The following is a 13364-nucleotide window of genomic DNA, read 5'->3' as shown; positions in this document are numbered from 1 at the left end:
GGTGTGCGAAGCTTCCGCGCATGGACTTCGAGGAGGCGCTGGCCAAGCTCGGCTTCCGCCTCGGTGAGAAGCGGGCATTCGGCGGCGGCGCACGGCTCTACGAGGCCCATCCCAACGCGTTCATGACGTACACCGTGCAGGCCTTCGACGACGGCACGGCGATCTTCAGCTGGGAGTTCGCGCTCGGCGAGTACCTCGCCGTGCGAGGGTTGCAGGTCGGGTCCGACGAGGCGCTGAACCAGTTCGTCTTCCCTCGGGAGGACTTTCGCGGGGCGCACGACGCTGCGTGGCTCGTCGGTGCGATCGAGCAGACCGAGGCGATGCTCTCGACGATCAGGCTGGACCGGCCGGAGTGATCGGCCGTCTCCCGACTTCCCGCCGACTGCGACGCTCTCGTTGGGTCAAGTGATACCGATGGGCTACGCGCGCTGTCACCCGCAAGGGTTCGGCGCTGAAGGCCGCGTCCAGCTCCACCTTGGTCAGCACCTCCCTCTGCACGTGGTCGGCGAGCATCTTGAAGGGGCGGTCGAACGTCCTTTCTCGTGACCACGTTCGTCGAGGCTAACGACCTCGCCCGTTGACCTGAACAAGCTCGTCGACACTCGCTTCATCTGATGCCGCGGCCGATACAGAAGACTGGTTCGGCGGGATCTGACTCTCCCTACCCGAGTCGTCCGAACCGTCATCCGTACACGCCGCGGACGCGACGACCACCATCACGACCGCGATCCGCCCGATCGCCTGATAGGGAATGTGCCGCACGACGACCGACCCCTTGCCCGCCGTGATCGACGGTGAAGCGGTGTCGGTCATTCGTTTCGACCCCCGTTCAGCGGGCATCCACTGCGGGCGGTCATTTCATCCCAACACCGGGCCCAGCGTCGGTCGAATCCCCTGGGTCAACGACGAGGGTGGTGCAAATCTCCGCAGCGGCGGGCTGCAACGCCTCACGCCTGAGTCCGGGCTCCCGGCCACCTCAGTTCCTGTCAAGTTGTCCCGGTGCCGCTCCCGGTGAGGCCGATTCCTCACGCGTCGGTCGAGGGGGGCGCCTCCGCGGTGAGGCCATCGGCGAGCCTCAGGTCCGATGGTGAGACCCCCACCCGCCGCAGCGCCGATCGGATCGCGGTTCGGCCCTGTTTCGACGCCGTCGCCTCGTCGCTGGCCTCGATGGCGACTTCGACGACGATCCCCTTGAGGGTGTCGTCAGCGAGCTCGGCGAACACGCTCGCCCCCTCGATATCAGGCAACCGCGCCAGGGTGCGCTCGAGAAGCCATTCGATCTCCCTGGTCGCTGGGACCGGCGGGTCGACGAGGTACGCCCGGCGCACGAGGTAGATCACGGGCGGACGGTATCGGCGGTCACCCCTGGCGCTATGGGTCGTCCGTCCCTTTCTCACAGGGTCGCACGGCCCCGAGGGGTCACATGGGTGACCCGCAAGCGGAACAGATGGTCGCTGCGACGCGGAGCTAGGAGCCTTCCGATCAGCGCGGCGCGGTCGGCGTCGCTGGGGTGGTCAGGTCCGAGCCGTGTCCGTGTAGGTGATCCGTGAACCGGCCCGCTTCGCGTGTCTGTGGTCATGGTTACCCATCTTGTGCATACTTATGCATCATGACGGAGAAGATCCGTGTTGCTGTGCTCGGCGCGTCCGGCTACGCCGGCGGGGAGCTCGTGCGCCTGCTCGCGGGGCACCGGCGTGCCGAGGTCACGTTCCTGGCGGCCAAGGACTCCGCCGGGAAGACGCTCGCCGAGGTCCATCCTCACCTGGTATCGCTGCCGATCGCCGGGAACGCCATGGAGCCGATCGAGCCCGACGCGATCGCCGGGGCGGCCGACGTCGTGTTCTCGGCCCTGCCGAACGGCACGAGCGCCTCACTCGTGCCGGCGCTGCTCGAGGCCGGGCTCCGCGTGATCGACCTCGCGGGGGACTTTCGGCTCCCCGCCGAGGCGTACCCGGAGTGGTACGGCTTCGAGCATCCCGCGCCCGCGCTGCTCGAGAAGGCGGTGTACGGCGTGCCCGAGCTGTTCGGCGAGCAGGTCGAGGGTGCGGAGCTCATCGCGAACCCGGGTTGCTACGCGACCGCGGCGATCCTCGGCCTCGCACCACTGCTGGGTGAGGGACTGATCGAGCCCGGCGCGATCCGCGTCGACGGGAAGACAGGCCTGTCGGGCGCGGGCAAGGCGGCGAACGACTCCACGATCTACACGTCGACCGAGGAGAGCATCCGGCCCTACCGCGTGCCGACGCACCAGCACACGCCCGAGATCGAGCGGGGGCTGGAGCTCGCGACCGGCGTCGCTCCGCCCGTGCTGTTCGTTCCGCACCTCGTGCCGGCGGTGCGGGGCGTGCTCACGACGAGTTACGCGACGCTCACCGAAGGAACGACGACCGAGACGCTCACCGAGGCGCTCACGGTCGCGTATGCCGGGCGTCCGTTCGTGCGGGTGCTCGCGCCCGGGGCCATGGCCGATTCCAAGCGCGTGCGCGGCACGAACGTGATCGAGCTGCAGGCCGTCGCCGACGCCCGCACCGGCACGGCCGCGATCGTCGGTGCCGTGGACAACCTCGTGAAGGGCGCGGCCGGCCAGGCGATCCAGAACCTGAACCTCGCGCTGGGCCTCGACGAGGCGGAGGGTCTGCCGACCCTGGCGGTGTACCCGTGAGCGTCACGTATCCGCTGGGGTTCCGCGCCGCGGGTGTCACGGCCGGCGTCAAGCCGAGCGGGCTGCCCGATCTGGGACTGCTCGTGGGCGACCCCGGCACGACGGCCGCGGCGCTGTTCACCACGAACGGCGTGGCGGCCGCGCCGATCGAGGTCGGGAGAGACCGCCTCGCGCGCGGCCGCATCAGAGCGGTGCTCGTGAACAGCGGCCAGGCCAACGCTGCCACGGGCGCTCGAGGGATCGACGATGCCCTCGCGACGAGCGCCGAGGTCGCGTCGCTCCTCGATGCCCAGCCCGACGAGGTGCTGCCGAGCTCGACGGGTGTGATCGGCGAGCCGCTGCACGTCGAGCAGATGCGCGCGGCGACGCCGGCGCTGGTCGGGGCGCTTTCACCGGACGGCGGCGAGCAGTTCGCCCACGCGATCATGACGACCGATACCGTGGACAAGCAGGCCTCGGCCGACGCGGGGGCGGTCCGGGTGGGCGGGTGCGCCAAGGGGGTCGGCATGATCGCGCCGAATCTCGCCACCATGCTCGCCTTCGTGACGACCGACGCGCTCGTGGCCGCCGACGATCTGCGAGCGATCGCGACCGAGCGGCTCGCACCACGGTTCAACGCGCTCACGGTCGACGGGTGCACCTCGACGAACGACACGGTGCTGCTGCTCGCGAGCGGCGCGGAGCCCGGCGACGACGTCGTGGTGCCCGGTTCCTCCGCCTGGGACGACCTCGTCGGCGCGATCGACGCCGTGGGCGAGTCCCTCGTCTCCCAGCTGATCGCCGACGGCGAGGGCGTGACCCACGTGATGATCGTCGACGTCGAGGGCGCCGCGAACGACGACGACGCTCGCCGGGTCGCGAAGGCCGTGGCCGACTCGCCACTCGTCAAGACGGCGGTGTTCGGCGCCGACCCGAACCCTGGACGCTTCCTCCAGGCCGCCGGCGCCGCCGGTGTGTCGGTCGACCCCGGCCTGCTCGACGTGTCGATCGGCGGCGTGGCGCTGGCGGTCGGCGGCGTGATCCCGCCGTCGTACTTCGAGCCCGCATCACCCATCGCCGACGAGGCCCGCGCCGCGATGAAGGAAGCCGAGATCGCCGTGCGCGTGCGTCTGGGCGAGGGGCCGGGCAGGAGCCGCGCCTACGGCTGCGACCTGAGCTACGAGTACGTGCGCATCAACGGGGAGTACACGACATGACGACCGAGCTTCCGCCGCAGATCCGTCAGCGCACCGTCGCCAAGGCTCGCACCTTGCTCGAGGCCCTGCCGTTCATGCGAGAGCACCACGGGAAGGTGATCGTCGTGAAGTACGGGGGCGCGGCGATGGACACGGTCGGCCTCGCGTCCTCGTTCGCAGAGGACATCGCCCTGCTGCAGAGCGCGGGCATCACCGCCGTCGTGGTGCACGGCGGCGGGCCGCAAGTCACCAACCTCAGCGAGCGGCTCGGCATCGAGACCACGTTCGTCGACGGCCTGCGCGTCACCGACGCGGAGACGCTCGACGTCGCGACGATGGTGCTCGCCGGCAAGCTCAACACCGAGGTCGTCGCGTCGCTCGTGACGGGCGGCGTGCGGGCGGTGGGGCTCTCGGGCGTCGATGGTGGGTTGCTCCTGGCGAGGAAGCAGGCCGGCCCCGACCTCGGGTTCGTGGGCGAGGTGGTGCACGTGAACGCCGATGTGCTGCGCACGCTCACCGAGCAGCGCTTCGTGCCGGTGGTCGCGAGCATCGCGGTCGACGAGACGACCGGGCAGGCCTACAACGTGAACGCCGACGTGGTGGCGAGCCAGCTCGCGATCGAACTCGGCGCCGAGAAGCTGGTCTTCATCAACGATGTCCCCGGGCTGATCGGGCCGAACGGCGACCTGCTGAGCGAGCTCTCGGCCTCGCAGTGCCTCGACCTGCTGGGGCAACCCGGGGTCGTCGCCGGGGGCATGATCCCGAAGCTCGAGAGCGCCGTCGCCGCGCTGTCGGCGGGGGTCGGCCGGGTCCACCTCGTCGACGGACGGGTCGAGCACTCCCTCGTGCTCGAGATGTTCACGCCGGAGGGCGTCGGCACGATGGTCACGCCCGACGCCCCGATCGGGCGGGCCCCCGAGGTACCGCCGGCATGAACGAGCCGCACGTGATGCCGACGTACGCGCGGTACCCGCTCACGCTCGTTCGCGGAGCCGGGACACGGGTATGGGACGAGACCGGCCGCGACTACCTCGACTTCGCCGGCGCCCTCGGGGTGAACGCCCTGGGACATTCGCACCCCGCCTGGGTCGCGGCTGTGCGTGACCAGCTCGACACGCTCGACATGGTCAGCAACCTGTACGCGACCGAGCCGCAGGCCGCGCTCGCCGACCGGCTCGCCACGCTGATGCCCGTGGCCGATGCGCGCGTGTTCTTCTGCAACTCCGGCGCCGAGGCCAACGAGGCCGCGATCAAGCTCGCCCGCAAGCACGGCCTCGCGAACGGGAAGCCGGCGATCGTCGCGCTCGACGGCTCGTTCCACGGACGCACGACGGCGACGCTCGCCGCTACCGGCCAGCCGCCGAAGCGGGCGGCGTTCGAGCCGCTCGTGGACTGGTTCCGGTTCGTGCCGCCCGGCGACCTCGACGCGATCGACGCCGCGATCACCGGCGACGTCGGCGCGGTGCTGCTCGAGCCCGTGATGGGCGAGGGCGGCGTGCGCCCGCTCGACGAGGCGTACCTGCGAGGCGTGCGGGCACTGTGCGACGAGCGGGTCACGCTGCTCGTCGCCGACGAGGTGCAGTCGGGTCTCGGGCGCTGCGGCGAGTGGGCGGCCCTGCAGCATGCCGGGGTCGAGGCCGACGTTCTCACCCTCGCCAAGGCCCTCGGCGGCGGGCTCCCGATCGGGGCGATGCTTGCGCGCGCGAGCATCTCGTTCGAGCCGGGTGACCACGCGTCGACGTTCGGCGGCGGCCCGATCGTCTGCGCGGGTGCGCTGGCGGTGATCGACGCGATCGAGCGCGACGGGCTGCTCGAGCGGGCGCGTGCGATCGGCGAGGAGCTTCCCGCGGCGGTCGCCGCCGCCGCACCGGGCGCCGTCGTCGAGGCCCGCGGGCGCGGATGCCTCTGGGGCTTCCAGCTCGCACGTCCGGTCGCGAATGAGGTCGTGGTCGCGATGATCGCCGAGGGCGTGCTCTCGAGCCCGGCCGGCCCCGACGTCGTCCGCATGTCGCCGCCGCTGATCGCGAGCGATGCCGACGTGGCCGAGGCCGCGCGCGCGTTCGGCGCGGCCGTGGCACGCGTGCTCGAGCCCGAGGAGGTGTCGCCGTGACCCGTGCCAACGGCGCGTCGAAATCGAAGCGGCAGCAGGCGATCCTGGGTCTGCTCGCGAGGGAGCGTCTCGCGAGCCAGCAGGAGATCCGCGAGCGGCTCGCGTACATGGGTATCGAAGCGACGCAGTCCACGATCAGCCGCGACATCGAGGAGCTCGGCCTCGCCCGCGTGCACGATGCCCAGGGCACGCGCTACGTGGTGCCGGGCGACGCCGGTTCCTACGGGCCGATGGCGCTGCTGCGGCACCTGCTCGACGAGTTCGCGTTGTCGTTCGTCGCCAGCGACGCCGGACTGATCGTCCGAACCTCGCCCGGCGCCGCCGCGGCCCTCGCCGAGGGCATCGATCGCGCCGGGCTCGACGGGGTGGCCGGCACGATCGCCGGCGACAACACGATCCTGATCCTCGGCCGCGAGGGCGTGAAGCCGCCCGCGATCGAGCGATCGCTCAACCAGATCATGGAGGCAAGCTGAATGGACGCCAACCCGAAGAAGGCGGTGCTCGCCTACAGCGGCGGGCTCGACACATCGGTCACGATCCGCTGGCTCACCGAGCAGGGCTACGAGGTGCACGCGGTCGCGGTCGACGTCGGCCAGCGCGAGGACTTCGACGAGATCGTCGAGCGCGGGAAGAAGGCCGGTTCGGCGAGCGTGCGCGTGGCCGACGCCGTCGAACGCTACGCGGCGGAGTTCCTCACGCCCGCGATCAAGGCCAACGGCCTCTACGAGGGGAAGTACCCGATGGTCTCGGGGCTCGCGCGCCCCTGCATCGTCGAGGAGGTCGTCGACGTCGCACGCGAGGTCGGCGCGCACGTGGTCGCGCACGGCTGCACCGGCAAGGGGAACGACCAGGTCCGGTTCGAGGTCTCGTTCGGCGTGCTCGCGCCCGACCTCGAGGTGCTCGCGCCGATCCGCGACGCCCACATCCCGCGCGAGAAGGCGATCGCGCTCTCCGGTGAGTGGGGCATCCCGATCGCGAGCGTCGTTGCGACCTACTCGGTCGACGAGAACCTCTGGGGACGCACCGCGGAATGCGGCCCGCTCGAGGATCCGTGGGTGGCGCCGCCCGAGGACGCGTTCGAGCGCACCGCCCCGCCCGAGGCCAGGCCTGCCGAGCCCGCCGAGATCACCCTGACGTTCGACCGCGGGGTCCCGGTCGCGCTCGACGGCGAGACCGTCGCGCTCCCCGAGCTGATCCGCCGCCTCGACGTGCTCGGCGGTTCCTACGGGTTCGGCCGGGTCGACATGATCGAGAACCGCCGCGTGGGCATCAAGAGCCGCGAGCTCTACGAGGTGCCGGGGGCACTCGCGATCATCCGTGCCCACCAGGCGCTGGAGGACGTGACGTTGGAGCGCGAGCTCGCGCACCACAAGCCGCAGCTCGAGCAGCGTTGGGCAGACCTCGTGTACGACGGTCAGTGGTTCTCGCCGCTGCGGGTCGCGATCGACGCCTACGTGGACGCGACCCAGGCCCACGTGACCGGCGAGGTCCGGCTTCGGTTCGAGCCCGGCTCGTGCACGGTCGTCGGTCGGCGCAGCGAGCACTCCCTGTACGACCTGTCGCTCGCCACGTACGGCAGCGGCGATGCGTTCGACCAGTCCGACGCCGAGGGCTACGTGCGCCTCTACGGCCTGCCGCTCAAGGTCTGGTCGGCCAAGCAGGGGACCGGCGCGTGACGGAGGACACCCCGCTCTGGGCGGGACGCTTCTCCTCCCCGCCGGCCCCGGAAGCGCACGCGCTCGGTCGCTCGCTCCGCTTCGACGTGCGCCTGGCGTCGGCGGACGTCGACGCGTCGATCGCGCACGTCCGCGCGCTGCAGGACGCCGGCCTGCTCGACGGCGACGAGGCCGCGGCGCTCGAGGAGGCGCTCGCGGCGGTTGGTGACGACATGGCGGAGGGGCGGTTCGTCTTCCACGAGGCCGACGAGGACATCCACTCGGCGATCGAACGGGGCGTGACCGATCGGCTCGGTGACCTCGGTGCGAAGCTGCACGCCGGCCGCTCCCGCAACGACCTCGTCGTGACCGATCTCCGGCTCTGGCTGCTCGCGGCCGGCAGGCGCATCGACGGTCTCGTTGTCGCGTTGGCGGAGGCGCTGATCGTGCGTGCCCGCGAGCATGCCGAGACCGTGATGCCAGGGACGACCCACGCGCGGTTCGCTCAGACGGTCACGCTCGGCCACCACCTGCTCGCCCACGCCTGGGCGCTCGCCCGAGATCTCGAACGCCTGCACGGGTGGTCGGCCCGCACGTCGACCAGCGCGCTCGGCGCCGGCGCCACCGCCACCTCGACGCTGGGACTCGACCCCGACATGACTGCCGCTCGCCTCGGCATGCATCGCGCGTTCACGAACTCGATCGATGCGGTGAGCGACCGCGACTTCGTGCAGGAGTTCCTCTCGGTTTCGGCGATCTGCGCCACGCACCTGTCGCGCCTCGCGGCCGATGTCACCCGCTGGACAGACGAGTCGCTCGGATGGGCCTCGCTCGACGAGGCGTACTCGACCGGGTCGAGCATGATGCCCCAGAAGCGCAACCCCGACACCGCCGAGCTGGCGCGTGGCAAGGCGGCCCGGGTCGTCGGTGACCTCGTCGCCCTCACGGCCCTCCTGCAGGGCCTCCCCCTCGGCTACCATCGCGACCTGCAGGAGGACAAGGAACCCGCGTTCGACGCCGCCGACACCCTCGAACTCGTGCTCTCCGCGCTCACGGGCGCCATCTCGACGATCCGGTTCGACGCGAGCGCGATGCGCGCCGCGTGCGTGGCCGAAGGACTCTACGCGACCGATCTCGCGGAGGCGCTCGTTCGCGACGGGGTGCCGTTCCGCGAGGCCCATCGGCGCACGGGCGAGCTGCTGAAGCGCGTCGAGGAGGAAGGCCGCTCGCTCGCCGATCTCACCGACGACGAGTGGAAGAGGTTCGGCCTGGCCGACGGTGCCACACTCCTCGATCCCGATCGGAGCGTCGCCGCTCGAACGATCGTCGGCGGTCCGTCGCCCGAGAGCGTACGGCACCAGGCCGATGCGCTCGAGCGGACGATCGCCGGGCGTCCGGCGCCTTAGGGCGACGCCGCTCCGGTCAGGCGCTCACAGAGCCTCCACAGCTTGTCGCGCTCCTCGGCGGTTGCCCGCGACGGCACGAGCTTCGTCGTCGAGCGCGGCGCGCGGTCGAGCCAGAACCTCCCCGTGACCCGGCCGGGCTCGTCGGCGGCCGCGAGCCACACGATCGTGTCGGCGCCTTGTTCGGGGGAGCGCAGGATCGGTCCGAGAAGCGTGCGGAACCCGGGCAGTCCCGTCTCGAGCCCCGGCGTGTCGGCCCATCCCGGATGCATCGCGTGCACCGCGACGCGATCGCCGCGAAGGCGCTTGCCCCATTCCTCGGCGAGCACGACCTGCGCCCGCTTCGCGCGCGCATAGGCGGTCGCGCCGGAATAGTCCTCGGGGCCCATCTCGAGCTCGTCGACGTCGAGCGGCTGGGTGTACATGCCCCCGCTTGCGATCCAGAGGACGCGTGCCCCGTCGGGCGTCGCCCTCAGGAGCGGCAGGACCTCGTTCGTCAGCAGGAACGGGCCGAGGACCATCGTCGCGAACGTCATCTCGTAACCGTCGACCGACTCCTTGCGCTCGGCGAGCAGCGCGCCGGCGTTGTGCACGAGCACGTCGAGCCGGGACTCCCGCTCGGCGATCTGATCGGCCAGGCGACGGACGTCGTCGAGCGAGCTGAGGTCGGCCACGTACAGGCCGGCTCGGCCTGCACCGAGCGCGTCGATCTCCTCGACGGCGGCCGCACCACGTCCGGCGTCGCGGGCGACGATCCGCACGTCGGCGCCGAGACCGGCGAGTTCTTTCGCCGTCACGAGCCCGAGTCCGGAGTTCCCGCCCGTGATCACGACGATCTTGCCGGCCATGTCGAGCGAGGCGAGATCCTGCCAGTCGTACAGGCGCCGGCGCGCCTCGTAGCCAACCTTCGTGAAGCTGCCGACGACGGTGGTCTCGAGCACCGCGTCGATCGCCTTCCTCAGCATGACGCCGCCGTCATCTCGTCCTGGTTCCCATGTCTCCGAACCTACCCTCACGCCACCCGATGCATCCATCGTGAGACCATGCGTCGCCATGCGCTTCTCGGTCAGGGCCCTCACCGGGCAGGACGCCGACGCGGTCGCCGGCTGGCGATACCCGGCCCCGTACGACGTCTACGACGCGTCCGAGGATCCATCGTTCGAGGAGGGGATGCGCGACCCGGAGCGCTGGGGCGAGCTGGAGTTCGCGGTCGACGACGCAGAGACCGGCGAGCTGGCGGGGTTCCTCGCACTGACCGCGAGCGCGGACCACGGGAGCGTCGAGATCGGGCTCGGTCTTCGTCCCGATCTGACCGGACGAGGCCTGGGCCCGAGCTACATCGAGGCTGCGATGGCCTTCGCACGTGAGCGCTGGCGGCCGAGCATGTTCGTGCTCGACGTCTTCCCGTGGAACGAGCGAGCGATCCGCGCTTACGAGCGTGCCGGGTTCGAGCGCGGAGACATCTACGTGCGGCGGTTCCCCGACGGGAACGAGGTCACGTTCCTGCGGATGGCTCGCCCCGCGGATCCGGGGGCGTGATTGGCACCCCGCGTTCGCGCTGCAACTCGAGGTACTCGCTCCGGCGGCGGAACGTGTCGCGCAGCTCGGCCGTCAGCGAGTCGACGAACTGGTCGCGATACGCCGCGTCGACGAGGATCGTCACCGCGTAGTACAGCCCCGCGAAGGCCGCGACCCCGGTCGCCACGCGCAGCAGCGCCTCGTTCACCTGCACGTCGTCACCGAACCACGCGATCGTGAAGTACACGTCGTCGGGCGTGAGCAGCCAGGTCTCGCGGACGGTCGCGTTCACGAGCAGGGCGCCGAGCACCACGTAGAACAGCCAGATCGCCGTGCTCACGAAGACCACCTGCAGCATCTCGCTGATCAGGGCGACGGCCGCGAGGTTGAGGCGCTCCTTGCGGCGCAGCGGCACGTCGCCCACGGCCGACTCTCCCTGCACCTCCCGCACGACGCCGGGCAGCCGCACGGCCAGGAACACCATCGCGAGCAGCACGAACAGCGCCATCGCCGTCCAGAACGCACCGGGCCCCGGCGACGTGAACACCTGCCAGATCTCGGTCGTGAAGAACATCACGAGGGAGAAGAAGAGCAGCAGCGGTACCGCGCGCACGAGTACCGACAGCGACGCCCCGAGCTGGGCGAAGAAGCGCCGGCCGGTCCACCGGACGAGCGAGACGACACCGAACCCGATCACGAGGTACACGAGCAGCAGCAGGAACGCGTTCACGAGCATGGTGTTGAACCCGAACAGGAACTGCCCGCTGAATACGATCGGCAGCAGCCCCGGCAGCACGACGAACGCGATCAGTTCCGGCGGGCCGACGCGCGTCGGCACCGAGAGGAACCGCCGGCCCCGCGCGACGTTCAACAGGCCGAACGCCCCGACGAGGATCGCGGCACCGCCGAGCGCCAGCAGCAGGTTGACCCAGCCCTTCTCCACGTCCATCGCGTTCACGATCTCGAGCACGAACACGATCGTGAGGAAGGGGATCGCGCGCGTGAACACGTCCTCGGCCGCCGAGAAGTCCAGGATCAGGTTCGGCAACCCGTCGCGCCGGAAGCCGCGCTCGAGCTCAGCGATGCGTGCCGCGTCGTCGCTCACCCGAGCATCGAACCACGCTCGAGCCGCCGATCCCTGGAGGCGATGGGTCCTTCCGCGTCGAGGTCGCTAGGCTGAACCCACATGCGGGAACCGACCTTCTCGAGCGCGCTCGTGCTGTTCGCCCACCCCGACGACGCGGAGTTCATGTGCGGTGGCACGATCGCGAAGTGGGCTCGCGAGGGTTGCGAGGTCCACTACGTCGTCTGCACCGACGGGTCAGCCGGATCGAACGAGCCTGGGGCAAACCGCGATCAGGTCGCGCCCGTCCGGGAGCGGGAGCAACGGGCCGCCGCCGACGTGCTCGGTGTGAAGAGCGTGACGTTCCTCGGGGAGATCGACGGCCTGCTCGAGGTGACGCCGGCGACGCGGAAGAAGGTCACGCGCGAGGTGCGCCGGCTGCGGCCCGAGGTGCTCGTCGCGCCCGACCCCTCGCGGCTCTGGTCGGGGCAGGGCTACATCAACCACTGGGACCACAAGCAGGCGGGGCTGCTCGCGCTCGCGGCGGTGATGCCGGACGCGCCCACCCGCGTGATGTTCTCCGAGCTCGAGGACGAGGGCATCGAGCCGTACGAGGTCCCGAACCTGCTGCTCTCGGGCAACGAGCCCGACACGTACGTCGACATCACCGACACGATCGACATCAAGCTCGAGGCGCTCGCTCAGCACGTGTCCGAGGAAGGCGAGGCGGCGGCCCCGTGGGTGCGCGAGCGTGCCCGCACCATGGGCGACGAGGCCGGCGTCGAGTACGCCGAGGCCTTCAAGGCGTTCCGCTTCTCAGACGACGATGAGTAGGTGAGCATGGAATTCGAGATGGATCCCGAGCAGGAGGAGCCGTTCGAGCTCTCGGATGAGGAACGTCGCGACATCGTGGCCGACCTCGACGACCTGGCTGCGATGCGCACGGTCTTCTCGCCCCAGGGCGTGAAGGGCGTCGTGATCGCCTGCCAGGACTGCGGCACCAACCACTACTTCGAGTGGGAGCTGCTGCGCGACAACCTCGAGCAGATGCTGACCACCGGCGAACCGCGACCCCACGAGCCGGCGTTCGATCTCGTCGAGGACGAGTACATCCAATGGGACTACGGCAAGGGCTACGTCGACGCGGTCGCCGACGCCGGTCTCGAGCCCGACAAGCGCATCGAGGTCACGCAGTGCCCCTGGTGCGAGACACCGTTCGACGACGTGTTCGCGTTCTGCCCGACATGCGGCCGCACGCTCGCGACCGTGCGTCTCTACCGCGAGCTCCTGGACCGGGGCTTCGACGAGCGCGACGTGCGCGCGCTGCTGGTGCGCGCCGGCTACGAACCGTTCTGACGCGCCTCTGATTGCGGTCGTCGCGCATGAGGGTCACGATGGTGCCCTGCCCGCGACTGCGTGTGCCCGCGAGAGGGGGAAGCGGCATGGCCCGGTTCATGTTCAAGGTCTCCTACAGCAAGGAGGGCATGCAGGGCGTGATGAAGGAGGGTGCCGTCAGCCGGCGCACCTTCATCGAGAAGATGGCCGCCGAGATGGGCGGATCGATCGCATCGTTCGACTTCGCGTTCGGCGAGACCGATGTATACGTGATCTCCGAGATGCCCGACCAGGTTACGGCCGCCGCCGTCGCGACCGCGGTCGGTGCTTCGGGCGCGGGGAACATCGAGACGGTCGTGCTGCTTTCGGCCGAGGAGATCGATCGCGCGATCGCGAAGAACGCGCCCTACCGGGCACCCGGCGCCTGAGGGCGGCATGCGCGC

Annotated in this window: 16 protein-coding genes; 12 read left to right on the top strand and 4 right to left on the bottom strand. The window is 70.5% G+C overall.

Translation table 11 applies throughout. From position 1 onward, the window contains the following. Positions 1 to 20 precede the first annotated feature (20 nt). Positions 21 to 356 (top strand): hypothetical protein, encoded by a 336-nt coding sequence (locus tag VFI59_16070; protein ID HET6715210.1) that lies wholly within the window; start codon positions 21 to 23, stop codon positions 354 to 356. Between the two features lie 205 nt (positions 357 to 561). Here VFI59_16070 and VFI59_16065 read toward each other — a convergent pair whose 3' ends face one another. Beyond that, positions 562 to 813: a hypothetical protein gene (locus VFI59_16065; GenBank protein ID HET6715209.1), complete on the bottom strand. Its 252-nt coding sequence runs from the start codon at positions 811 to 813 to the stop codon at positions 562 to 564. A gap of 212 nt (positions 814 to 1025) precedes the next feature. Further along, a complete protein-coding gene (locus VFI59_16060; GenBank protein ID HET6715208.1) occupies positions 1026 to 1340 on the bottom strand; it encodes a hypothetical protein in 315 nt (104 codons plus the stop codon). A gap of 269 nt (positions 1341 to 1609) precedes the next feature. On the opposite strand from VFI59_16060, the gene argC reads away from it, so the two are divergent. Genes argC through argH form a run of 7 tightly spaced genes read left to right on the top strand, consistent with a single transcriptional unit; the run spans position 1610 to position 9008 of the window. Next, positions 1610 to 2662, top strand: coding sequence for an N-acetyl-gamma-glutamyl-phosphate reductase (gene argC / locus VFI59_16055; GenBank protein ID HET6715207.1), 1053 nt, complete (start codon positions 1610 to 1612; stop codon positions 2660 to 2662). Continuing rightward, positions 2659 to 3858 carry a bifunctional glutamate N-acetyltransferase/amino-acid acetyltransferase ArgJ gene (gene argJ / locus VFI59_16050; protein HET6715206.1) on the top strand — a complete coding sequence of 400 codons (1200 nt, stop codon included), beginning with the start codon at positions 2659 to 2661 and terminating at the stop codon, positions 3856 to 3858. Before argC ends, argJ begins: the two co-directional genes overlap by 4 nt. Beyond that, positions 3855 to 4772 carry an acetylglutamate kinase gene (argB, locus tag VFI59_16045; GenBank protein HET6715205.1) on the top strand — a complete coding sequence of 306 codons (918 nt, stop codon included), beginning with the start codon at positions 3855 to 3857 and terminating at the stop codon, positions 4770 to 4772. The genes argJ and argB overlap by 4 nt, the downstream gene beginning before the upstream one ends. Beyond that, positions 4769 to 5947: an acetylornithine/succinylornithine family transaminase gene (locus VFI59_16040; GenBank protein ID HET6715204.1), complete on the top strand. Its 1179-nt coding sequence runs from the start codon at positions 4769 to 4771 to the stop codon at positions 5945 to 5947. The genes argB and VFI59_16040 overlap by 4 nt, the downstream gene beginning before the upstream one ends. Beyond that, positions 5944 to 6420 (top strand): arginine repressor, encoded by a 477-nt coding sequence (locus VFI59_16035; GenBank protein HET6715203.1) that lies wholly within the window; start codon positions 5944 to 5946, stop codon positions 6418 to 6420. The genes VFI59_16040 and VFI59_16035 overlap by 4 nt, the downstream gene beginning before the upstream one ends. After that, a complete protein-coding gene (locus tag VFI59_16030; protein HET6715202.1) occupies positions 6421 to 7623 on the top strand; it encodes an argininosuccinate synthase in 1203 nt (400 codons plus the stop codon). It begins immediately after the preceding gene. Further along, on the top strand, positions 7620 to 9008 hold the full coding sequence (argH, locus tag VFI59_16025) for an argininosuccinate lyase (protein ID HET6715201.1): 1389 nt from the start codon (positions 7620 to 7622) through the stop codon (positions 9006 to 9008). The genes VFI59_16030 and argH overlap by 4 nt, the downstream gene beginning before the upstream one ends. Here argH and VFI59_16020 read toward each other — a convergent pair. Next, on the bottom strand, positions 9005 to 9970 hold the full coding sequence (locus tag VFI59_16020; GenBank protein ID HET6715200.1) for an SDR family NAD(P)-dependent oxidoreductase: 966 nt from the start codon (positions 9968 to 9970) through the stop codon (positions 9005 to 9007). The genes argH and VFI59_16020 overlap by 4 nt on opposite strands. A gap of 88 nt (positions 9971 to 10058) precedes the next feature. Between VFI59_16020 and VFI59_16015 the strand changes: the two genes are divergently transcribed. Next, positions 10059 to 10544, top strand: a complete 486-nt coding sequence (locus tag VFI59_16015) for an N-acetyltransferase (protein ID HET6715199.1) — start codon at positions 10059 to 10061, stop codon at positions 10542 to 10544. Here the strand turns inward: VFI59_16015 and VFI59_16010 are convergent. Then, positions 10501 to 11628, bottom strand: a complete 1128-nt coding sequence (locus VFI59_16010; GenBank protein ID HET6715198.1) for a hypothetical protein — start codon at positions 11626 to 11628, stop codon at positions 10501 to 10503. The two genes, VFI59_16015 and VFI59_16010, sit on opposite strands and share 44 nt — an antisense overlap. A gap of 81 nt (positions 11629 to 11709) precedes the next feature. Here VFI59_16010 and VFI59_16005 point away from each other — a divergent pair, with 81 nt between their 5' ends. From VFI59_16005 to VFI59_15995, 3 genes are all read left to right on the top strand, one after another. Further along, positions 11710 to 12420 carry a PIG-L deacetylase family protein gene (locus VFI59_16005; protein HET6715197.1) on the top strand — a complete coding sequence of 237 codons (711 nt, stop codon included), beginning with the start codon at positions 11710 to 11712 and terminating at the stop codon, positions 12418 to 12420. 6 nt (positions 12421 to 12426) lie between these two features. Beyond that, positions 12427 to 12942 carry a DUF5319 family protein gene (locus VFI59_16000; protein ID HET6715196.1) on the top strand — a complete coding sequence of 172 codons (516 nt, stop codon included), beginning with the start codon at positions 12427 to 12429 and terminating at the stop codon, positions 12940 to 12942. Between the two features lie 86 nt (positions 12943 to 13028). Further along, positions 13029 to 13349, top strand: coding sequence for a GYD domain-containing protein (locus VFI59_15995; protein HET6715195.1), 321 nt, complete (start codon positions 13029 to 13031; stop codon positions 13347 to 13349). Positions 13350 to 13364 lie beyond the last annotated feature (15 nt).

This window comes from Actinomycetota bacterium (assembly GCA_035697485.1).
Taxonomy (GTDB): Bacteria; Actinomycetota; UBA4738; order UBA4738; family HRBIN12; genus JAOUEA01.
Note: the sequence above shows the minus strand (reverse complement) of the source record. Positions and strands in the feature narration are given on the sequence as shown.

Bases quoted from the DNA above. Each gene is read 5' to 3' on its own strand.
- VFI59_16070 (HET6715210.1), top strand. From the start codon at position 21: ATGGACTTCGAGGAGGCGCTGGCCAAGCTCGGCTTCCGCCTCGGTGAG.
- VFI59_16065 (HET6715209.1), bottom strand. From the start codon at position 813: ATGACCGACACCGCTTCACCGTCGATCACGGCGGGCAAGGGGTCGGTC.
- argC (HET6715207.1), top strand. From the start codon at position 1,610: ATGACGGAGAAGATCCGTGTTGCTGTGCTCGGCGCGTCCGGCTACGCC.
- argB (HET6715205.1), top strand. From the start codon at position 3,855: ATGACGACCGAGCTTCCGCCGCAGATCCGTCAGCGCACCGTCGCCAAG.
- VFI59_16040 (HET6715204.1), top strand. From the start codon at position 4,769: ATGAACGAGCCGCACGTGATGCCGACGTACGCGCGGTACCCGCTCACG.
- VFI59_16030 (HET6715202.1), top strand. From the start codon at position 6,421: ATGGACGCCAACCCGAAGAAGGCGGTGCTCGCCTACAGCGGCGGGCTC.
- VFI59_16020 (HET6715200.1), bottom strand. From the start codon at position 9,970: ATGCTGAGGAAGGCGATCGACGCGGTGCTCGAGACCACCGTCGTCGGC.
- VFI59_16015 (HET6715199.1), top strand. From the start codon at position 10,059: ATGCGCTTCTCGGTCAGGGCCCTCACCGGGCAGGACGCCGACGCGGTC.
- VFI59_16005 (HET6715197.1), top strand. From the start codon at position 11,710: ATGCGGGAACCGACCTTCTCGAGCGCGCTCGTGCTGTTCGCCCACCCC.
- VFI59_16000 (HET6715196.1), top strand. From the start codon at position 12,427: ATGGAATTCGAGATGGATCCCGAGCAGGAGGAGCCGTTCGAGCTCTCG.
- VFI59_15995 (HET6715195.1), top strand. From the start codon at position 13,029: ATGGCCCGGTTCATGTTCAAGGTCTCCTACAGCAAGGAGGGCATGCAG.